Genomic DNA, 21,098 nt, shown 5'->3' with positions numbered 1-21,098 from the left:
TTCACTCCTTTACCTGTCGAACGGTGTCGATCACGTTGCCGTCGCGGTAGCGGATCACCCCAACAATTTTGTCTGTGAACTCAATTGGTTTCGGTACGCCTGTCAGCGAAATTGCCCGCTCATAGAGAGCGTTGATATCCACAACCTTCAGCCCTGCTTCCATGAGGCGTTCGCGGATCTCCGGGCGCGCCGGGTTGACCGCAATGCCATGATCGGTGACCAGCACGTCGATGCTTTCGCCCGGCGTGAGGCGTGTGGTAACGCGCTTCACCACCGTCGGAATGCGGCTACGCAGCAGCGGCGCAACGACGATGGTCAGGTTCGCCGCGGCGGCCACGTCGCAGTGCCCGCCGGACGCGCCGCGCATCACGCCATCGGAGCCGGTAATGACGTTAACGTTGAAATCGACGTCAATCTCCAGCGCGCTGAGGATCACCACGTCGAGCTGGTCGCAGCTTGCCGCCTTACTGCCGGGGTTGGCGTAGACGTTAGTGGAGATCTCCACGTGGTTCGGGTTGCGCGCCAGCGAGGCCGCCGCCTGGCCGTCGAAGCACTGGGTATCGAGCAGCTTTTCAATCAGCCCCTTCTCGTGCAGATCCACCAGGCTGCCGGTAATGCCACCCAGCGCAAAGCGTGCCTTCACGCCGCTGCGCTCCATCTTCTCTTCCATAAAGCGGGTACAGGCGGTGGCCGCCGCGCCGGAGCCGGTCTGCATCGAGAAGCCCGGTTTAAAATAGCCGGAGTGCTCAATCACATCCGCCGCATAGCGGGCAATCATCAGCTCGCGCGGGTTACTGGTGACGCGCGCCGCGCCGACGCTGATTTTTGCCGGATCGCCCACGCTCTCCACCTGCACGATGTAGTCCACCTGATCCTGCACCAGGCTGGCAGGCATATTGGGGAACGGCACCAGCGCTTCCGTCAACAACACCACCTTGCGGGCAAAATGGGCGTCCACCATCGCGTAGCCCAGCGAGCCGCAGCACGATTTCCCGTGCGTGCCGTTGGCGTTACCAAACTCATCGCTGCACGGCACGCCAAGAAACGCCACGTCAATGTTCAGCTCACCGTCCTGCAGCAGCTTTACGCGCCCGCCGTGAGAGTGAATTTGTACCGGCTCGTCCATCAGCCCGTGGGAGATGGCATCCGCCAGCTTGCCACGCATGCCGGAGGTGTAGATCCGGGCGATCACCCCGCTTGCAATATGCTCGATCAGCGCGTCGTTGCAGGTCATCAGCGAGCTGGAGGCGAGGGTCAGGTTTTTGAAGCCCATCCGCGCCAGCAGCGCCACGACGGTGTTGATCACCCGGTCGCCTTCACGAAACGCGTGGTGGAAGGAGATGGTCATTCCGTCCTTCAGGCCGCTACGCCTCACCGCCTCTTCAATGGAGGCGCAGAGTTTACGGCTGTGTTTCGCGTCGCTGTCCGCCAGCCACGGCGTGGCGCTGTGGGCGGTATCAAACGGTTTTAACTCCCGCAGATGGGGAAAATTCACATGGAGAAGTTCTGTCTGGTTCATTGTGTCATCCTTACCGACGCACGCCGGAGGCCGCCGCGCGTTCGAGCACCACCTGCGCGTGGTTAATAATCGGTGCATCCACCATCTTGCCGTTGAGCGACACCACGCCAAGGCCGTTACGTTCGCCCTCTTCTGCCGCTTCAATCACCCGCAGGGCGTGATCCACCTCTTCCTGGGTCGGCGCGTAGGCGTTATGCAGCAGGTCTATCTGGCGCGGGTTGATCAGCGATTTACCGTTAAAGCCCATCTTGCGGATCAGATCGACCTCGCGCAGGAATCCGGCCTCATCGTTAACGTCTGACCACACCACGTCGAAGGCGTCGATGCCTGCCGCGCGGGCGGCGTGCAGCACGGCGCAGCGGGCGTAGAACAGCTCGGTGCCGTCGCCGCGCTCGGTCTGCATGTCCATCACGTAGTCAAAAGCCGCCAGCGCAATGCCGATCAGGCGCGGCGAGCTACGGGCAATCGCCACGGCGTTGATAACGCCAATGGCCGATTCAATCGCCGCCATCACGCGGGTGGAACCAACCTCGCGCCCGCACTCCTGCTCGATACGCTCAAGGTGGCCTTCCAGCTCGTAGATGTCGTCCGGGGTGTCGGTTTTCGGCAGGCGGATCACATCCACGCCGGCACGCACGGCGGCTTCCAGATCCAGCAAGCCAAACGGCGTGCTCAGCGGGTTAATGCGCACCACGGTTTCGATGTCCTGATACATCGGGTGCTGCAGGGCGTGGAACACCAGCATTCGCGCGGTGTCTTTCTCGCGCAGAGCAACGGCATCTTCAAGGTCAAACATGATGGAGTCTGGACGGTAGATAAACGCGGTTGAAAGCATGGCGGCGTTGGCGCCCGGCAGGAACAACATACTGCGGCGGAGTTTGCTCATTTCAGCGCCCCCCAGTTAATGGCCTGTTCATCGGCAGCACGCAGAAGCGCACTTTGCAGGCGGGCGCGGATCACACAGTCCAGCGCCCCTTTGTCTTCAATAATGATAAGTCCCTGGTGCACGTTCATGGCGCGCAATGTCTCGTTGACCACCTGGCGAATTTGCTCGCCAAACTGCTTAATCACTTCACTGTGGATGACTATCTCCAGCTCGCCGTGAGCGGGAGCAATTTTCACCATCAGGTCGCTGGACTCCTGCGTTCCGGCCAGCGCCTCCCTTACAATTTTCATGATAAATTCCTGGTAGTTAAGCGACTTCGGCACTCGCACGGTAGTGTGTTTCGAGGTGCGCGAAGGTGGAGTCCGGGACAATCTCCCGGATCCGGGAAAACTGCTGAGTCTTGAGCAAGCGGCGCACTTCGGACGCTGAAATGGCATTGCCGGTGGCCTTGATGCGCGGCATTTCCACCACCTCAATCTGCGGGCTCAGCAAGGCGTGCAGCGTCTGGTTGTACTGACGGGTGATATCGCAAAACGGCTCGGAGCCGATAAAACGATGGGTAATGCCCAGCGCCGGTGCGATAAAGTCGCGGAAGATCAGCACGTCGATTTCGCTCCACGCCTGCTGCACTTTGCCGGTCTCTTTCAAAAAGTAGGCCGGGAAGGTGGCGCGGGAGATGATGTACTGTGAGCCTTCGTGCACGGTCACATTTGGCAGATGCGCGACGCCCGCACGCACCATTCCGAGGCGCGCGCTGAACGGAAAGAACGAGGCATCTTCACGCACCACAAACAGGTGCAGGGCGTCACACTGCATCGCCGCCTGCTCCACCAGATGACGGTGGCCGAGGGTGAACGGGTTGGCGTTCATCACTATCGCGCCAGTCTTCTCCCCGCCCTTGCGCATCCTGCCCAGGGAACGGCAGTAACGCTCGATCCCCTGCGGAGTGTTCTCCATCAGCACGGCGTTGTTGCCGCTCTGGGCAATCGGCCAGAAGCCGCTACGCGCAAAGCGCTCCTTATTGCACGGTCGCGTGCAGAGGAAGAGGTGAAAATGACCGCGCTCCAGCGCCGCATTCTGCACCTCCGCCAGCAAGCGCGCGCTGAGGTTCTCGCCGCGAAGCTGCTCGTTCACGGCCACACACTTGATGACGTTGGCGGCAAGACCGGCGCAACCCACCAGTTGCGCGCCGGACCAGGCTTCGACAAACAGCGTGATGTCGTTGTCCAGGCCAAGGCCGCTGTCTGCCAGCAGATAACGGATCTGGCTTAAGCGTTCCGGGTGTTTCGCCACCAGCGTGTGGCGAAAATCGATGGGTTGACTGTTCATGCCGCCTTTCTCAGTGTGCCGCCGCAAGCCCGGTGGCTGGCGCTTCCACAATCACGTTGCTCAGATGACCGATATGCTCGATCTCCACTTCAATGCGATCCCCCTCTTTCATAAACAGCGGCGGATTACGCTTTTTACCCACCCCGCCCGGGGAGCCGGTGATGATCACATCGCCCGGACTTAAGCGGGTAAAGGTGCTGATGTACTCGATCAGCTCCGCAACCTTGTGGATCATGCTGCTGGTGTTATCTTCCTGCACCATGCGGCCATTCAGCCAGGTGCGGATCGCCAGCCTGTGCGGGTCCGGGATCTCATCGGCCGTTGCCATCCACGGGCCAAACGCGCCGGTCTGACGCCAGTTCTTACCGGCAGTAAACCAGGTGTGCTGCCAGTCGCGGGCGGAGCCGTCCATATAGCAGCTGTAGCCCGCCACGTGACGCAGGGCATCGTCGCGGCTGATGTTCTCCCCGCCCTTGCCGATGATCACCGCCAGCTCGCCTTCGTAGTCGAATTCGCTGGAGTGACGCGGCTTCAGCACCGGCTCGTTGTGGCCGGTCTGCGAATCCGGGAAGCGCACGAACAGCGTCGGTGCCGGGTTGTGCTGGTCAAACTCCTTGCGCTTGTCGGCGTAGTTCATGCCGACGCAGAGGATTTTTTCCGGCTGCTCAATCACCGGTAAGAAGGTGATGGCGCTCATCGGCACGTCCACGGCATCGTTCAGGTAACGGGTGGCCTGCGCCAGCCCGTTGCCCTGCAGCAGCGCTTTGAGGTCGCTGTAGCGGTCGCCGAGACGGCGACCTAAATCAATCACACCTTCGGCCTGGACGATGCCGTAGCTGCGTTTTCCCTGGTATAAAAAGCTTGCGAGTTTCATTGTTCTTTCCTGAAAACTTAAACGAGGAAGTTGCCCAGAATCAGCAGTGAGATAGAGACGTTAATCGCGCCGCCGATACGGGTAGCAATCTGGGCGAAGGGCATCAGGCTCATACGGTTGCCTGCGGTCAGGATCGCCACGTCACCGGTACCGCCCTGGCCACTCTGGCAGCAGGAGACGATGGCGACATCAATCGGGTGCATACCAATCTTTTTGCCGACGAAGAAGCCGGTCGCCACCAGTGAAGAGACGGTACTGATAATCACCAGCAGGTTAGTCAGCGTGAAGGCCGCGACCAGTTCATGCCATGGGGTGATCGCCACACCGACCGCGAAGAGGATGGGATAGGTCACCGAGGTCTGGAAGAATTTGTACACCACCTGAGAGCCTTCCAGCAGACGCGGAGAGGCACCGTTGCAGAGCTTCACCAGCACCGCCATAAACAGCATGCCAACCGGCGCAGGCAGACCAATCAGCTTGTGGCCGAGCATGCCCAGCATGTAGAGCAGCACCGCCAGCAACGCACCGGAGGCGATGGTGGTGACGTCCGCTTTGCCAGAGAACGCCGGTTGAGAAACGGTGGCATCGGCATTCGCGCGGTTCGGCATCAGCTGACCTTCACCGGTCAGGTGCGGATAACGCTTGCCCAGTTGGTTCAGACAGCCGGAGATGATGATAGCGGTCAGCCCGCCGAGCATGACCATCGGCAGCACGCGACCGAGCGCCACGCCCTGATCCATGTGCAGCAGGGTGGCGTAGCCGATGGAGAGCGGGATAGCCCCTTCGCCCACGCCGCCTGCCATAATCGGCAGAATGATAAAGAAGAAGATCTGGAACGGCTCAAGACCCAGCGCCAGACCCACGCCCATCCCCACCAGCATGCCGACGATCTCGCCGCACAGCATCGGGAAGAAGATGCGCAGGAAGCCCTGAATCAGCACGGTGCGGTTCATGCTCATGATGCTGCCGACAATAATGCAGCAGATGTAGAGATAAAGAATGTTGGTGGATTTATAGAACTTAGTGGTGGATTCCACTACCACATCCGGCAACAGGCCGTAATAGACCAGCGCGGAGGGGATAAAGGTGGCGCAAATCGCCGCCGCGCCGAGCTTGCCGACAATCGGCAGGCGTTTGCCGAACTCACCGCAGGCAAAGCCGAAGAACGCCAGCGTCGCCACCATCACCACGATATCGCTTGGCAGTTTTCCGCCCAGACAATCAATGGCAATCAGCGCGCCCGCCAGGACAAACAGCGGCAGAGGAATAATCCCGATTTTCCAGGTATCCATAATATGCCACCAGCGCTCTTTGAGCGATGGCCGCTGAATATCAATCGGGTCGTGGGTAACAGAGAAAGAATCGTCAGTTGTGCTCATAATAAGCCCCTTAGTTATTTTGTGCGTTCAGCTTAGAGTCACAAAGGCTTACTTTATGTGAGGAATGGCATATTAAAAGCGAAGTTTTAATGGCGACTATGGTTTTAATGGTTTCTTTTATTTAATGTGATTTGCCCCTTATTTATTGCCGTGGTTTTTATGGTTTCTTTTCTAAACCGAACAAACAAATAACATTTACACGGTGGTGTTTAAGGGAAAAGCCTTTCAGATAATTCTTTTGCAGGCCTTGCTGTGCAAGGGATCACAAGTTTTCGGCAAAGCGGGTATCCACGCGAAAAAAGATGATATATTGACAAACTTCGTTGATACCACGCGTGATTGTTATGAAAGTATCGTTTCAGATTAAGCTGTTTGTTTCGCTGGTTGTCTTTTTCTCAGTGCTTTTTGCTTTGCTGGGCGGATATTATTATGTCGACGTTAGCCGACAGCTTTATCAGGAAATGAGCGCACGCGCAAAAATACAGGCGGAAGAGATCGCCCTTATTCCGTCATTACGAAAAGAGGTCGAACAAAAAGATATCAACGCCATTCACGATTTTATGCAGAAAATAGCCACCCACAGTGATGCCAGTTTTATTGTGATTGGCGATAACAAAGGGCTGCATCTGTTTCATTCCGTTTTTGCGGACAGAGTGGGCCATACGCTGGTCGGCGGAGACAACGAAGAGGTGCTGCGCGGTAAAAGCACCACCACTATCCGCAAGGGAGGATTAGGCATTTCGCTGCGCAGCAAAGCGCCCATTTTTAACGATGCCGGTCAGGTAGTGGGAATTGTCTCGGTAGGCTATCTCACCAGCTATCTTGAAACCATCACCGTCAGTAAAGTGGTTAACATCCTGATCGCCGCCGTACTGTTACTGCTTGCCCTTTTTATCTTCTCCTGGTTCTTTACCCGCAGTATCAAGAAGCAGATTTTCTCCCTGGAGCCGCGAGAGATTGGTCTGCTGGTGCGCCAGCAGAAGGCGATGATGGAGTCCATTTATGAAGGGGTGATCGCCATAGACGATGAACGGCGAATAGAAGTGATTAACCAGGCGGCACGCAAACTGCTGGGCCTGAGCCAGCCGGCCCGGGAACTGCGCGGGCAGCTGATAAGCGAGGTAATCGATCCTGTTCCGTTCTTCGAAACACAAACGATGCTCGCCAAAGATACCCATGACGAGATTTGCCGCTTTAACGATCTCACGGTGATCGCCAGCCGGGTGCGCATCATGCTTGAGAACTCTCTGCAGGGCTGGGTGATCACCTTCCGCGATCGCAACGAGATCGACTCGCTCAGCGCCCAGCTCAGCCAGGTCAAACGCTATGTTGATAACCTGCGCATTATGCGTCACGAGCAGCTAAACCGGATGACCACCCTCTCCGGCCTGCTGCATATGGGCCGCTACGAGGAGGCGATTGGCTACATTCAGGCGCAGTCGGAACACGCTCAGGAGCTGCTGGACTTTATCTCTTCGCGCTTCAGCTCCCCGACACTGTGCGGCCTGCTGCTGGGGAAAGCCGCGCGGGCGCGGGAGAAAGGCGTCGAGCTGAACTTCGACCCGATCTGTCGTCTGGACAGACCGTTCCTCGCGCTGCCTGAAGAGGCGCTGATTTCTATCATTGGCAACCTGCTGGATAACGCCATTGAAGCGACCCAGCGCTCGCCGCTTCCGCATGCTCCTGTGGAAGTGCTGATAAAACTGAGCGAACAAGAACTCATCATCGAAGTGGCCGATCAGGGCGTGGGCATTAAACCGGAGATCCGTGACAGGATATTTGAGCGCGGCATCACCACCAAAACGCGCGGCGATCACGGCATTGGTTTGTATCTGATCGAAAGCTATGTCACACAGGCTGGCGGTGCAATTGAGGTTGCCGATAACACGCCGCGGGGGGCGATTTTCTCACTGTTTATCCCCGCCACGGGAACCACCCGGCATCCCGCACAGGAACAGGAAGATACCGATTATGCAACATGAACTTATCGACGTACTGATAGTTGAAGACGAGAACGAACTGGCGCAACTGCACGCAGAGCTGATCGGCAAACATCCGCGTCTTAGACTGGTGGGGATTGCCTCGTCGCTGGCGCAAGCGCAGGTTGAGCTTGAAAGTAAACAGCCGCAGCTGATGTTGCTGGATAACTACCTGCCGGACGGGAAAGGCATCACCCTTATCAGTAACCCGATGCTCGCCCGCGCCAATTGTTCGGTGATTTTCATCACCGCCGCCAGCGATATGGACACCTGCAGCCAGGCCATTCGTAACGGGGCGTTTGATTACATCCTGAAGCCGGTTTCCTGGAAGCGGCTCAGCCAGTCGCTGGAGCGTTTTGTGCAGTTTGCTGAGCAACAGCGGGTCTGGAAGATTGTTGACCAGCAGAACGTCGATTCTTTATACCAGCTACAGGCGAAAAACTACCGCCAGGACAACGGCAGCAAAGGTATTGAGGAAAATACACTGGCGCGGGTGCAGGCGCTGTTTAACGACAAGGCGACGCACTGTTTTACGGTGGATGAGGTGGTGAGTGAAACGGGGCTGAGTAAAACCACCACCCGGCGCTATCTGGAGCACTGCGTGGAGGCAGGTTTTCTGACGGTGGAGATGCTGTACGGCAAGATTGGGCATCCGCGGAGGATGTACAAGCGTAGTGCGGCTTAACACCCCTCACCCCGGCCCTCTCCCCAAAGGGGCGAGGGTGAAAAGACGGCTCCGTGCAATCCCCTCTCCCCTTTGGGGAGAGGGTTAGGGTGAGGGGGCTACTTTAATACATACCCATAAAGCCGCTTAATCCCGTCGGCATCCTTTTCGCTGTAAACGCCCTGCAGCTCCGGCGAGAAGCCCGGCAGCAGGTTAATCCCCTCTTCCAGCGCAAGGAAGTAGCGCTGCACCGCCCCGCCCCAGACTTCTCCCGGCACCACGCACAGTACACCAGGCGGATACGGCAGCGCGCCTTCGGCAGCAATGCGCCCTTGCGCATCACGGATGCGCACCAGCTCCACGTTCCCGCGAATGTACGCCTGATTGGCATCCTGCGGATTCATCACCACCGCGGGCAGGCTCTCCTTGCGGAACATCGCCTTCTGCAGATCTTTCACATCAAAACTGACGTAGAGATCGTGCATCTCCTGACACAGCTGGCGGAGCGTGTAATCCCGGTAGCGTACCGGGTATTTCTGATAGATGGTCGGCAACACGTCCGCCAGCGGCGTATCATCTTCAATATGCTGTTCAAACTGGCCAAGCATCGCCACCAGCTGCGCCAGCTTCTCGCTGCTTTCGGCAGGCGTCAGCAGGAAGAGGATCGAGTTCAGATCGCACTTCTCCGGCACGATGCCATTTTCCCGCAGATAGTGCGCAAGGATGGTCGCCGGAATACCGAAATCAGTATATTCCCCGGTTTCAGCATCGATGCCCGGCGTGGTCAGCAGTAGCTTGCACGGATCGACAAAGTACTGATCGCGGGCATAGCCCTCAAATCCGTGCCATTTGGCCCCCGGCTCAAAGCTGAAGAAGCGACGTTCGCTGGCGATGGCCTGAGTTGGATGATCCTGCCACGGACGGCCTGCCACCACTGGTGGAATAAACGGTTTGATCATATGGCAATTTGCAATGATCGCCTTACGCGCTTCAATCCCCAGCTCGACGCACTCCGCCCACAGCCTGCGTCCGCTCTCCCCTTCGTGAATTTTTGCGTTCACATCCAGTGCCGCAAACAGGGGATAAAACGGGCTGGTGGAGGCGTGCAGCATAAATGCGTTGTTCAGGCGTTTATGCGGACAGAAACGCGCCTGACCCCGGATGTGGTTATCCTTTTTATGGATCTGCGAGGTTTGCGAGAACCCGGCCTGCTGTTTATGCACCGACTGGGTCACGAAAATGCCCGGATCGTTCTCGTTCAGCTCCAGCAACAGCGGGGAGGTTTCCGCCATCATCGGAATAAATTGCTCGTAGCCCACCCAGGCAGAGTCAAAGAGGATGTAATCGCACAGATGGCCGATCTTGTCGATCACCTGACGGGCGTTGTAGATCGTGCCATCGTAAGTGCCAAGCTGGATCACTGCCAGGCGGAACGGGCGGGTCTCGTCTGCCTTCTCCGGCGCAACGTCGCGGATCAGATTGCGCAGGTACGCGTCGTCAAAGCAGTGTTCGTCAATCCCACCGATAAAGCCAAACGGGTTACGCGCCGCTTCCAGATACACTGGCGTCGCGCCCGCCTGAATCAGGGCCCCGTGATGGTTAGATTTGTGGTTATTGCGATCAAACAGCACCAGATCGCCACGGGTCAGCAGCGCGTTGGTCACCACCTTGTTGGCCGCCGACGTACCGTTCAGCACGAAGTAGGTTTTATCCGCGTTGAACACTTTCGCGGCGAACTTTTGCGCATGCTTGGCGGAACCTTCGTGGATCAGCAGATCGCCGAGCTTCACGTCGGCATTGCACATATCGGCGCGAAAAACGTTCTCACCAAAGAAGTCATAGAACTGTCGTCCCGCCGGGTGTTTTTTGAAAAACGCCCCGTGCTGGTGGCCCGGACAGGCAAAGGTGCTGTTGCCCATTGCAACATACTGGCTCAGGGTGTCGAAAAACGGCGGTAACAGGTTCTCTTCGTAACGACTGGCGGCAGATTCCAGTTCCAGGAACTCCTGCGCTTTACCCGAGATGACAGCCGTGGCGCCATCGGGCACGTCCGTCGGCTCTTGCGAGAATAAATAGACCGGTAAATGAAAGCCCGTGCGTTTCAGCAACGCAAGAATGCCACTGCGACTCTCCGCGAGCGTAATGACGACTGCCGCCACATCGGTAAAATCAGTGTTATCCAGCGTCACCTTTTCGCGATGCGTGGACACAGTGGAAACCAGCTCACGGCTGACGGCGATTTTCATGGTTTTCATAGGCGCTATATACCCTCACCGAATGGTGAGACAGGGAGGAGAAAATTCGCGCAATAATGTCACCTTTTATTTTGAGGTGCAAGAAGGAATCAGTATGCACTTCACCACCCAAAGCTAAGCGTAAAAAAGCGCTGGCGTGTCATAATCATGCAATACCTATGATTAAGTAACAGGAGTTTTCCGTGGTTATCGGGCCATTTATCAACGCGAGTGCCGTATTGCTGGGCGGAGTACTCGGTGCAGTGTTAAGTCAGCGATTACCGGAGCGTATTCGCGTCTCTATGCCCTCCATTTTTGGCCTGGCCTCCCTCGGGATTGGCATTCTGCTGGTGATAAAATGCGCCAACCTGCCGGTTATGGTGCTGGCCACCCTGCTCGGGGCGCTGATTGGCGAGTTTTGTTATCTGGAAAAGGGGATTAACAACGCGGTCAGCAAAGCGAAAAACCTGATAGCCCGTCCGGGCAAAGCCAAACACGGCACCCACGAGACGTTTATTCAAAACTACGTTGCCATCATTATTCTCTTTTGCGCCAGCGGCACCGGGATTTTCGGTTCGATGCAGGAAGGGATGACCGGTGACCCCAGCATTTTAATCGCGAAGGCGTTTCTCGATTTCTTCACCGCTACGATTTTTGCCACCACGCTCGGTATCGCGGTGGCCGCGATTTGTGTGCCAATGCTGCTGATTCAGCTGGCTCTCGCCACCTGCGCCACCCTGATCCTTCCGCTGACCACGCCCGCGATGATGGCGGATTTTACCGCCGTTGGCGGTCTGCTCCTGCTGGCAACAGGGCTGCGCATCTGCGGGATCAAGATGTTCGCGGTGGTGAATATGCTGCCCGCCCTGCTGCTCGCCATGCCGCTTTCCGCGCTGTGGACCCACTTTTTCGCTTAAGATTGCGACGAACTGGTGAGAGATTGTGCATCCTGTAACGAAAACAACATTTTTCGTTGACGGCGGAGAGTGAATCGGGTTTAATGCGCCCCGTTGCCCGGATAGCTCAGTCGGTAGAGCAGGGGATTGAAAATCCCCGTGTCCTTGGTTCGATTCCGAGTCCGGGCACCACTATTCATAAGGCCTCGCTGAAAAGCGGGGCTTTTTCCTTTTCTCGCTACGGTAGATTTCTGGTCGTTGCAACGCGTTATTTGTTCGCTGGATTTCTCGCCATTTTCGAAGATCTTCGTTACTTTAAAGAAACCTCGGCACCCTCTGATGTGTCTTTTCCTTACCTCAATGCTACGGCCCTTTACGTTCCCTTTCTCTAAGATTATTCATAATGAAGTAGAGAATACGTGGGAAATGGGGGGTTAATATTTTCCCTTATTTAACAAGAAATTACCTTCCATCCTTCCCCGGTGGAAGACCGGGGAAACTCCTCTTCAGGCAAGGGGGAAGAACTCAACGTCATCAACTCCCCTTGTCAGTCGGGAGTTTCCACCATCTATTCCACCTATAATATTCCTGTTTTTCCCCTTATGATTCTACGCATCAGTAAAATCCCCCGCTTTCCACGTTATAGTAGGATAATTTACCAGTAGAGGGGTAATTGAGTTAAACATATTCGACTGCTGAATTTGTGTGTCCGCTCTGAGCGAGGAGTCGACAGTGGTCTTAGATCACACTTAAACCGTTCTCTGGAAATTCTATATAAGCGAATGGTTTTGTTAAGCTGGATGCTTACCTTCAAAAGAAGCAATAACGTGAACGCGATGCAGCAGCCATGATTATCATGGTGTTATGTTCATGTATTTCTATCCTGAAAACACGATGTACAATTAAAAGGCCACTTACGCGTCTGAAACGGAGTGGACAAAGTAAGTGCGCCAAGGATCCGAAGTGAGTGAAGAGCAGACGTTTTACACTAAAATATTCAGTTGCCAGATTTCCACGTATGTAGCTCTTCTTTCCAGTACGGTACTTTTACAGGCCTTGACCCTCTTCATAAGAAAATCTATAAATAGATTACCATTTATAATGGATGTTTAAAAACCTATTTTAACATGTAATCCAGCTCATCTTTTATAAGTATAATCTGTTCGTAAAGACGATGATAAGCTTTACCGATAGCGCCTCTAAACTGTATTAAGCAACGTTTTGAAATCGATAATACGCTTATTTCACTGATTGAACAGTCTGACTTTATGGAAACCTTACCACACATGAATATTATTCACCAGACAATGCATTACGGGAGCAAACAGAAGAATAAGCGCAATTAAAAACAGAACATATTGTTAGTGATGATAAAATCATATTAACATGAAAAGTGAGAAAATTATGATTTTTTAAAGAGAATACGCACTTGTATATGCACAAGCAAAACTTAACACTGACCTGCGTGACTACGAAAGAGAAATAAACAGAGCCGCCAGCGTAATTTTTGACAATGACCTAATAGACACAACCGTATATTAGTTCAGTTTTATCATTAAAGTCATAACTGATGGCGAGAAGATAAAGCATGGTTTTCTGATTAAGTTCGAAAAAAAATAACGAGGTAGGTTTCATCACTTTGTGCATCCGTGATGCGACTCTACCCAAATAAAAAAACGAGCCGTAATCTTTTCCACTGTATAAATAACGCAACCGAAACAGAAAACGACCAATTTAAAAGATGTCATTATAAGAATGACCAGTCAATATAATGTATTCGACTGGTCTAGTCTGCATTCCAAAATTTCATTCATCATATCTACTTATAAATTATGGACAAAAGAAACCATCAAGAAGGTATATCCAAAGATAAAACGCCAATTCCTTTTGAGAATGAAAATAATATTTCTGTTACGCCTGAATTTTTTGATTTTATCTAACCGATAAAGAAGCATCTCTCTTTCGTCTACAGGAATATTATCCCCCATGATCTTTCCTAAAATCGTCCTCTCTGACTTAACAAATGAATACTTTCGCTGAAGAACTTTGAGTTTACCAGTAAAAAATAAAATTGTAAGAATGAATGCCCACATTTGGAACAAGTGGTTAGGTATCCCCCAGCAACCAATAGTTGTAAGCAATAGCCATTCTGCTACAGAGTCTTTTTGTAGATTTTTCCACCATTGATTCATATCCCTGGCGTAAAATCTTATCTCTTTTTTAATACTGTAATAATCACTACTTTTTATTTCCATTTAATTACATCACCAATTAAAATTATTCAGTCGGTTCATGCAGGTCTTTTATTAGCTCCTCAGCATCAAAACCATCTAAATACTCTCTTCTAAGTTTTAGTTTGTTAAGCAAATAATTATTAGACAATTCGAACTCTGAGAATATAGTACCCCAAGTTTTAACATATCCTTTTATACGGCCATTTTTCACATCAAACACTAAGCCCGGTTCATTTCGTGCTTCCGCGGTTTCTAACGCGGCACCAATTTCAAAATCAGAGCTGGATATTTTCCTGCCAACAAGAATCAACTCAAACCTCATATTCTCTATCGAAAAACCAGGGTGCTGAAGGATTATTTTTGCGTAATCTTTTAACTGCTTAAGGTGTTTTTCATTTAAAGAAACACTAGGTTTTTTTATCTCTATAATCGTACATTGGAAGTAGCTTTCACCACGACCATTAAACTCAACTCGCCGTCTTGCAAGAAAGAGATCTACCTGTCTGCGGACTCCTTCAATATCTAGTCCATCAGCAAGATCATTTTGATCAAAATCATCTGATGTGAGTGTATCTATACCCTTAACGTGATTTCTCAAGTTATAGGCTATTCTCTGAAAATCATCTTCCTCAGCACCTAACATGGTATATTTATTGCCGAATAACCATGTATTATTTTCGATGACAAGTTGTAGATCAGGTGTTTCCCTTACCTTATCATAATGACTTACTACAACTTCCTTTAATTTCTGAACAGCAGACTCTCTACGCTGCAAAACTTCAATAGTAGAAACTATATTCTGAAGTGATGTTTTCTCTATTTGAGATTGTAATTCACACAGGCTTTTATGATCTAATTCAAGGATGCTTTCTAATACATCAAAAAGTTCGCTATTTTCATTAGATACTATTAATTTATCGATAAGATGTATAAGAATTTTAGCTTGTTTGGATTTTAAATTTGAGAAGATTGATGGATCAGCATAATAAATACTACTTATTGTGTTTTTTATGGTCTGCATTCTCCATTGAGCATCCACTTCTAAAAGATTAGAATAAGATGGGAAATATCCCTTTTCTTCATACTCAAATATTTTTTCATCCACAAATCCTTTTAAGAAATTATCATAAATTTCCTTTCCTATTTTTTGGATTTCTGATTTCAACTTTCTATATTCATCAGAACTGATACTAACTTTTTTCTCTTCACTAAAGTTCAAACTAGAATCATGAATATCAAAAAGCTCCACCCAATCAGAACGAGTATAGGTACTAAGATAAAAATTCGGCTTATGATTAAAACTGCTTAACTCTCGAAAAACAATTCTCCCCTGCTTATTGACAAGATAATTATATGATTTTTCAACACCTGGCTTACTTATCCAGCGTATAAATAAGACATTAAAGGTGAAATTATCAAATTCAATATTTTTTTCAACAGATACATTTAGTGGAACATTGATTTTAACATCATTTAGAAAAAGTTTTCTATTTTTATTTAATGACAGTCGCCAGCCGAAACTATTTTGCAGTTTCTTGATGATAGAATCTTTACTAGGCAAATTTTTGGTAAAATGCCGTAAAACAACACATGTTCCATTTTGCAAATTTCTTAAGGATGCATGTTGTTCTGATTCAAGAAGCTCTACAACCTTAAAATCTCGAAGGCTTTCGCTATTTATCGTAATCTTAAAGTCGTGCCCTTGATAACGGGTAAACCAAATTGCCTCCTGGCTAAACAAATGAAAGGATAAGCGTCCCTTACCATGAGCACCTTGTAAATCATCATTTCCTTGTTTTAGGGACTCATTAAATCTTGAAAAATGTTCTTCACATTTATCAATATTAATGCCGGAACCATTATCTAACACCGATACAGATTCCAGTCCTCCAAGATCATTCCGCTTGATTTGGACATCAACCTTACTGGCTCCTGCATCGAATCCATTGGCTACTAGTTCGACAACCGCCTGCGAAGGTTCATCCTTCCAGCGAGTAAAAAGCTTCTTGATACCAGCATGAGTAATATTTGTTGTACCGACAAACTCTCTTTTGCTCATGGGTAGTGTCCGTCCTTGAAGGTTTAGAGAACTTACAATTCTAATGTCCGAAAGTTTATCATAATTCTTACGATCAAAAAGTATCCGTCACTTCATACATTGAAAAGGTAGCATCTTGGTAGAATCATCAAAGTGGAAGTTCAAACATAGCATGGCCAATCGTTTAGAAGCTTACTAGCATGTGACCGTTTTTGCCCCAGAAGTAAGGGGCTTAGATAAAAAACTAGCCATTTTGGCACTTTGCCTTGCTGCTTTTCACAGCAAATTTAAAGGGATTTAAAATCCCCGTGTCCTTGGTTCGATTCCGAGTCCGGGCACCACTCATTTTAAACCCTCGCTTAGGCGGGGGTTTTTGCTTTCTGAGTCAGCAAAGTAGCTACCCCCCTTTTCTTTCCTCCATCCCCCGCTTCCCTGTGGTACGCAATTGGCGTGTTTACCGTCACATAGAAACAGAAAAACCTGACCTTCACCGATCTGTTCAAGTATTGTAAAGCACATATCAACCCCACAAAGCCCGACAGAGTGGCGTCACGTATGCGTGAAGTGACTTCTGCTTCAGACCACGTAACCACATTGCTACTATATGGTGCGTTGGTACGCATGGCTGTCATGGGGAGTCGTTTATCAGTCTAAGCAGTGGCCGGTAAAGCAATGGAGAGAAATTACAATGGATGCAGCATTACTTAACATGATGCACTCAGGTGGAAGAAATAAAGCCTGGGCGGAAACTATGGTGAATATGGAAGCCAGGAAGCTGGTAAATACAGCCAACACTCTGTCGGCTTTTCATCTCAGCGATAGTCTGACTCGAATGAAGTTTATTCAGGAAATTCGTGACCTCATAGAACAACAGTTTACATTAGCTCGTCGGGCTAAATCAGATGAAGAATGCATGGAATGCGTTAAAGTTCTGAGAGAAGAAAACTGTAACCTCCTGGAACAAGCTCGTTTATTACGAACGAGGGCAGCCAAACTTTACGCTAAAGTCGAGTTCATCCGAGAGAATAACAAAATTGTTGGATATGTGATCTCGGCAGTTAGTGTTGTGCTGGCCGGTGCTGAAATAGCTGCGGGGCTTACCCTCATTGGCACTATGACCCCTCTCGGGGTTCTTGCTGGTGCGATACTGGTTACTGACGGGGCAAACAGCATCAGTAAAGAAGTGGCTCGCTACGCAACTCACAACACTACCAGTGAAGGGCTGGTCGCGAATGCCGCGATGTCTACAGCTGAGTTTATGGGCTTTAGTCGTGAGAATGGGTTAGGCGTCTACAAATCAATCTCACTGGCCGCTAATGCGTACACCATTTTTGGCTTGTTACGGCGACCTGGTACCTGGCGACTGTTTCGATATCTGCCTGCTGACTATTACCGAAAGGTAAGCACACTGAGCCGCCCGCAGCTAACAATGAAAATAGCGGGTTATGGCGTGAAAGCTAAGATTGTTTTTGATCTGTTGTCCGTCAGCGATCCGTCCCAGAATTAGTCTGCATTTTACGATAACGCCAGGATTTGTAGCCAAGTTTTGCTGGCGTTATATACCAGATAAAAGGTAGTACAATCAATAACGTGAGCGCAAGTGTCAGACTTGTATCCTTAGATGCAAGTAAAAGAGTTAAAGCCAGTATGATGAAGGCAATAATAGTTATCCACTTCATTGCCTTAAAACGATTGGCCAGATCATGAGTTACGCTATCAAACGAACCACCGTAATTCTCAATATTGTTTTTTAGCTTTTGAAGATCTCGTTTGCTAAAACCTGATTTTAAAAGTGCTTCTTCGCTGGTCATTCTGTTATCAGTCCCATAACTCACTGAACCTGGGACGAAGTTTAACTTAATTTGACGGATAAATCGCTACCTGACGATATTCGTCAAATTTATATTTATATCAACTAGTTGAACATATCTTAGAGTATACGCTCGAAAACTGACATCTACCTGGTACAAGAAACGTGCAGGACACCGCGAGCTAGCTGGCCTTACAGCCTGGCGACCGGGAGCAGGCAGTGAAGCTCAACGCTGCTGTCTATTCCCCTATCCACGACTCCCCGACCACTGTGCCAGCAACGCATGCAGTTTAGCCGGCTCCAGAGGCTTACGTAGCACCATGTACCCTTCCTGCTCCGCCTCCAGCAGAACCGGCGAATTAAATTCGCCGCTGACCATCGCGCCACTCATGTCCGGCAGACGTTCAAATAGCGCTTTCAGGATGTCGAAGCCGCTTTCACCGGATCGCAGACGCTGGTCGCACAGCACGGCGAACGGCGTGAAGCCATCGTCGATGATAGCGAACGCTTCTTCAGCGGAGGCCGCACAGCGCACGTTGATTCCCCAGATGCTCATCAGGCTCTCCCAGGCAGACGTCACCAGCGGGTCGTCATCAACCACCAGACAGGAACCGTGCAGCGGCGCATAGCGTACCGGCGTGGCGATGTTGTCATAGGCGGGTGGCATCTCCGGCGCGATCTCTTCGCCAGCATATTGGGTAAAGCACATCCAGAAGCGTGAACCTTTACCTTCAATGGATTGCATCCCGTACTTCACCTTCATCAGCTTGGCACAGCGGGCAACGACGGCCAGACCCAGCCCGTGTCCTGCACTGTCGATCTTCCAGGCCAGTTCGGGGCGATAGTAAGGTGAGAAGATTTTACCTTTCTCGTCATCGGCAATACCGACACCTGTGTCCCACACCTCCACCATACACCTGTCTCCACGTGGTCGGATGGCGACCAGCACGCCGCCCTGTAGCGTGTAGCGGAGGGCATTTTGAATAAGGTTAATGAGCGATTGTCGCACCAGCAGCGGATCGCCCATCACGTAGATGCGGCGTTTAGTCCGCCAGGTGCGCAGCCTGAGTGCACGGCTGTTGGCCTCTTCGCGAAACAGCGTGATCACCGAGTCGAGCAGCGCGCCGATGTCCACTCTGGCAGGGGCAGTAAGCACATTCCCGGATTCAATCTTGCTGAGGTCAAGGAGGGAATTGAACATCAAATGCACCGAGCGGACGCTCTGCTGCAGATCAAGCAGCTGGGGCGTGAGGCTGTCGTCCCGGTTTCGGTGGATAATCGCTTCGATCAGAAACCCCATGGCGTGTACCGGTTGGCGCAGGTCGTGGCTGGCGGTCGTCAGGAACTGATTTTTATCCAGCAGCGCCTGCTCAGCTTCCTCTTTGGCCTGGCGAAACTGTTCTGCCAGGCGTGAGCTTTTTTCCTCAAGCAGCGCCTGCTGAATAAAGAACGCGTGCGATGTTAATGCATGGCGGTAAATGGCGAAGCCGTACAGCAGGTTCAACATCAGCACAATGAACATCAGATCGTCCAGCCGCCAGATAATGCCAAGATTCAGTACACCCCAGGAGGCGAAGAAAAAGCATGTAAAGGTGCTGATGACCGGCGTCAGATGCGTCGCATTGGCGGCAACGATGGCGGCAATACTGATATTGAGGAGCAGGAAAAAGTCAAAGTTCTGCGTCTGCGGCGTAATTAAATAGAGAGATGAAATCCCCAGCCCGTGAATAAAAGCGATCTTATTTATACGCGGCAGCCAGCGGCGCAGGACGTCCGCTTCATCATGCTCTTTCGCTTCGCGCTGGTAGCGTCGGTGCAATATTCGGATCGCCACGGCACATAGCAGGTAAATAATTATCCAGGTAATGGTTGGGCCGAGTTCATCGCCCAGCAAATTAATCCAGATGGCGAAAGGAATACCGACGAAAGGGACAGCGCTGAAACTGAACACCAGCCGCAAAAAGGTATTATTTAGCAAACGGATCTGCGCGGGAGGAGAGATGCCAGCGTTCTGTAAGCTCTGTAAAAATCTCATTCCGACGGTTCCCGTTTGCCATGCAGAAGCGTGATGGCTTCGACCCGACTGTTAACGCCTATCTTTTTCAATATATTGCTGATGTGCTCTTTGACTGTAGGCTCAGAAATAGAAAGTTGCGCGGCAATTCTTTTATTTGGCAGGCCACGCATAATCATATTTAACACGTCTATTTGTCGCGGCGTTAAGTTAAATTTACTTAACTTCTCATTATTCGACTCAACGGAAAATTCGTTTCCCTCAGGAAACCAGGTGAGATTATCAGTGAGGGCAAAAACGGCCCGTGAAAACATTTCAGGTGGCTCGCTTTTCAATACGAAACCGTGCCCCCCGGCGGCGTGAACTTTCTGCCAGATATCGTTATTGTCATCCCCACTAACCACCAGGAGCCTTACCTGTGGGTAAAGTTGTTTTACTTCTTTGAGTAATTTCAACGCGGTACCGGACGAGAGCCAAAAATCGATTACCAGCAAACGTGGCGGGCCATTATCCCTAATTTGACGGTAGCAATCATCCTCGTTCGTCACCACACTCGCCTGCTTAAATCGGCAATGTGTAATCAGAAAATTGGCGATACCGCTTGCTACCAATGGATGGTCATCAACGACCAACGCATAATTCTGCCCCAAAGGATCCTCCTTTTACCTTCGCATATTAGAGAGTACGGATGAATTATTATCTACCCACCCTACTTTAGGAGGGTTTTTTCGATTAGGAAAGGGAAATATATTATTCGCAGATTTGAGTAATAGAAAACATAAATACAATCAGCGAAATTAACTGATTGGATATAAAGGATAATTTATGAAAAAACCACTACTCTTTTTAACCGTTACGTTGATGCTAGCCGGTTGTTCCACGCTAAAAACCGATCAGGCCATTCCACTTCTGCAGGCGGAAACCGCTAAAATGCTGGGGCTGGGCTCATCGGATGAAATAACCGTAACCAATGTTAATGGCGCCCAACCGGATGCACTGGGAGGGCAAAAGCTGTCTTATCGCGCTACGACGGAAAAAGGGCGTATTTTCGATTGCTCATCGATGATGATGCCAGGGATTTTAGGATCCGCCCCGACGCTGAGCGCGCCAACCTGTACACCTGTGGTCACCCATAAATAATTAACTTCACATCAAAAGGCGTACACATATTACGCCTTTTACTTTTTCTGTCGTATCGCATTTTTCATATAAAACCGATTTTCCAGACATCACGCTAATGAG

General features: G+C 51.0%; 17 protein-coding genes and 1 tRNA gene. 6 read left to right on the top strand and 12 right to left on the bottom strand.

What is annotated here, in order from left to right; all coding sequences use genetic code 11:
• Position 1: 1 nt before the first annotated feature.
• Genes citF through EQV24_RS13650 form a run of 6 tightly spaced genes read right to left on the bottom strand, consistent with a single transcriptional unit; the run spans position 2 to position 5,987 of the window.
• The gene (gene citF / locus EQV24_RS13675; RefSeq protein ID WP_130626695.1) at positions 2-1,519 is read right to left on the bottom strand and encodes a citrate lyase subunit alpha; all 1,518 of its coding nucleotides are present in this window, start codon (positions 1,517-1,519) and stop codon (positions 2-4) included.
• A 10-nt stretch (positions 1,520-1,529) separates the two neighbouring features.
• The gene (gene citE, locus EQV24_RS13670; protein WP_013098681.1) at positions 1,530-2,405 is read right to left on the bottom strand and encodes a citrate (pro-3S)-lyase subunit beta; all 876 of its coding nucleotides are present in this window, start codon (positions 2,403-2,405) and stop codon (positions 1,530-1,532) included.
• On the bottom strand, positions 2,402-2,695 hold the full coding sequence (gene citD, locus EQV24_RS13665; RefSeq protein WP_013098682.1) for a citrate lyase acyl carrier protein: 294 nt from the start codon (positions 2,693-2,695) through the stop codon (positions 2,402-2,404). The genes citE and citD overlap by 4 nt, the downstream gene beginning before the upstream one ends.
• Before the next feature lie 16 nt (positions 2,696-2,711).
• Positions 2,712-3,734 (bottom strand): [citrate (pro-3S)-lyase] ligase, encoded by a 1,023-nt coding sequence (gene citC, locus EQV24_RS13660; protein ID WP_013098683.1) that lies wholly within the window; start codon positions 3,732-3,734, stop codon positions 2,712-2,714.
• Positions 3,735-3,744: 10 nt separating this feature from the next.
• On the bottom strand, positions 3,745-4,608 hold the full coding sequence (locus EQV24_RS13655) for a fumarylacetoacetate hydrolase family protein (RefSeq protein ID WP_095427927.1): 864 nt from the start codon (positions 4,606-4,608) through the stop codon (positions 3,745-3,747).
• A gap of 17 nt (positions 4,609-4,625) precedes the next feature.
• The gene (locus tag EQV24_RS13650; RefSeq protein ID WP_013098685.1) at positions 4,626-5,987 is read right to left on the bottom strand and encodes a 2-hydroxycarboxylate transporter family protein; all 1,362 of its coding nucleotides are present in this window, start codon (positions 5,985-5,987) and stop codon (positions 4,626-4,628) included.
• A 344-nt stretch (positions 5,988-6,331) separates the two neighbouring features.
• Between EQV24_RS13650 and EQV24_RS13645 the strand changes: the two genes are divergently transcribed.
• Both EQV24_RS13645 and EQV24_RS13640 read left to right on the top strand, forming a co-directional pair.
• Positions 6,332-7,969, top strand: coding sequence for a sensor histidine kinase (locus tag EQV24_RS13645; RefSeq protein ID WP_165876018.1), 1,638 nt, complete (start codon positions 6,332-6,334; stop codon positions 7,967-7,969).
• Positions 7,959-8,651 (top strand): response regulator, encoded by a 693-nt coding sequence (locus EQV24_RS13640; protein ID WP_013098687.1) that lies wholly within the window; start codon positions 7,959-7,961, stop codon positions 8,649-8,651. The genes EQV24_RS13645 and EQV24_RS13640 overlap by 11 nt, the downstream gene beginning before the upstream one ends.
• 98 nt (positions 8,652-8,749) lie before the next feature.
• Here the strand turns inward: EQV24_RS13640 and EQV24_RS13635 are convergent, their stop codons facing one another.
• Positions 8,750-10,885, bottom strand: coding sequence for an ornithine decarboxylase (locus EQV24_RS13635; protein WP_023621449.1), 2,136 nt, complete (start codon positions 10,883-10,885; stop codon positions 8,750-8,752).
• Between the two features lie 182 nt (positions 10,886-11,067).
• Here EQV24_RS13635 and EQV24_RS13630 point away from each other — a divergent pair, with 182 nt between their 5' ends.
• Both EQV24_RS13630 and EQV24_RS13625 read left to right on the top strand, forming a co-directional pair.
• Positions 11,068-11,781, top strand: coding sequence for a DUF554 domain-containing protein (locus EQV24_RS13630; protein WP_013098689.1), 714 nt, complete (start codon positions 11,068-11,070; stop codon positions 11,779-11,781).
• A gap of 95 nt (positions 11,782-11,876) precedes the next feature.
• Positions 11,877-11,952, top strand: a tRNA-Phe gene (locus tag EQV24_RS13625).
• Positions 11,953-13,583: 1,631 nt separating this feature from the next.
• Here the strand turns inward: EQV24_RS13625 and EQV24_RS13610 are convergent.
• Complete coding sequence (locus EQV24_RS13610) at positions 13,584-14,015, bottom strand: hypothetical protein (protein ID WP_130626694.1); 432 nt, start codon at positions 14,013-14,015, stop codon at positions 13,584-13,586.
• A 22-nt stretch (positions 14,016-14,037) separates the two neighbouring features.
• A complete protein-coding gene (locus EQV24_RS13605; RefSeq protein ID WP_130626693.1) occupies positions 14,038-16,053 on the bottom strand; it encodes an ATP-binding protein in 2,016 nt (671 codons plus the stop codon).
• A gap of 667 nt (positions 16,054-16,720) precedes the next feature.
• Between EQV24_RS13605 and EQV24_RS13600 the strand changes: the two genes are divergently transcribed.
• The gene (locus tag EQV24_RS13600) at positions 16,721-17,539 is read left to right on the top strand and encodes a DUF4225 domain-containing protein (RefSeq protein ID WP_014833243.1); all 819 of its coding nucleotides are present in this window, start codon (positions 16,721-16,723) and stop codon (positions 17,537-17,539) included.
• Here the strand turns inward: EQV24_RS13600 and EQV24_RS13595 are convergent.
• The 3 genes from EQV24_RS13595 to EQV24_RS13585 form a co-directional block, all read right to left on the bottom strand.
• Positions 17,517-17,843, bottom strand: a complete 327-nt coding sequence (locus EQV24_RS13595) for a hypothetical protein (protein ID WP_038983510.1) — start codon at positions 17,841-17,843, stop codon at positions 17,517-17,519. The two genes, EQV24_RS13600 and EQV24_RS13595, sit on opposite strands and share 23 nt — an antisense overlap.
• A gap of 246 nt (positions 17,844-18,089) precedes the next feature.
• Entirely contained in the window at positions 18,090-19,877 is a 1,788-nt protein-coding gene (locus tag EQV24_RS13590) for a hybrid sensor histidine kinase/response regulator (protein ID WP_130626692.1), read from the bottom strand.
• A complete protein-coding gene (locus EQV24_RS13585; protein WP_013098693.1) occupies positions 19,874-20,506 on the bottom strand; it encodes a response regulator transcription factor in 633 nt (210 codons plus the stop codon). Before EQV24_RS13585 ends, EQV24_RS13590 begins: the two co-directional genes overlap by 4 nt.
• Before the next feature lie 175 nt (positions 20,507-20,681).
• Here EQV24_RS13585 and EQV24_RS13580 point away from each other — a divergent pair, with 175 nt between their 5' ends.
• Positions 20,682-20,996: a lipoprotein gene (locus EQV24_RS13580; RefSeq protein ID WP_013098694.1), complete on the top strand. Its 315-nt coding sequence runs from the start codon at positions 20,682-20,684 to the stop codon at positions 20,994-20,996.
• Positions 20,997-21,098 lie beyond the last annotated feature (102 nt).

It is taken from the genome of Enterobacter sp. A8, from assembly GCF_004296595.1.
Classification (GTDB): Bacteria; Pseudomonadota; Gammaproteobacteria; order Enterobacterales; family Enterobacteriaceae; genus Enterobacter; species Enterobacter cloacae.
Note: the sequence above shows the minus strand (reverse complement) of the source record. Positions and strands in the feature narration are given on the sequence as shown.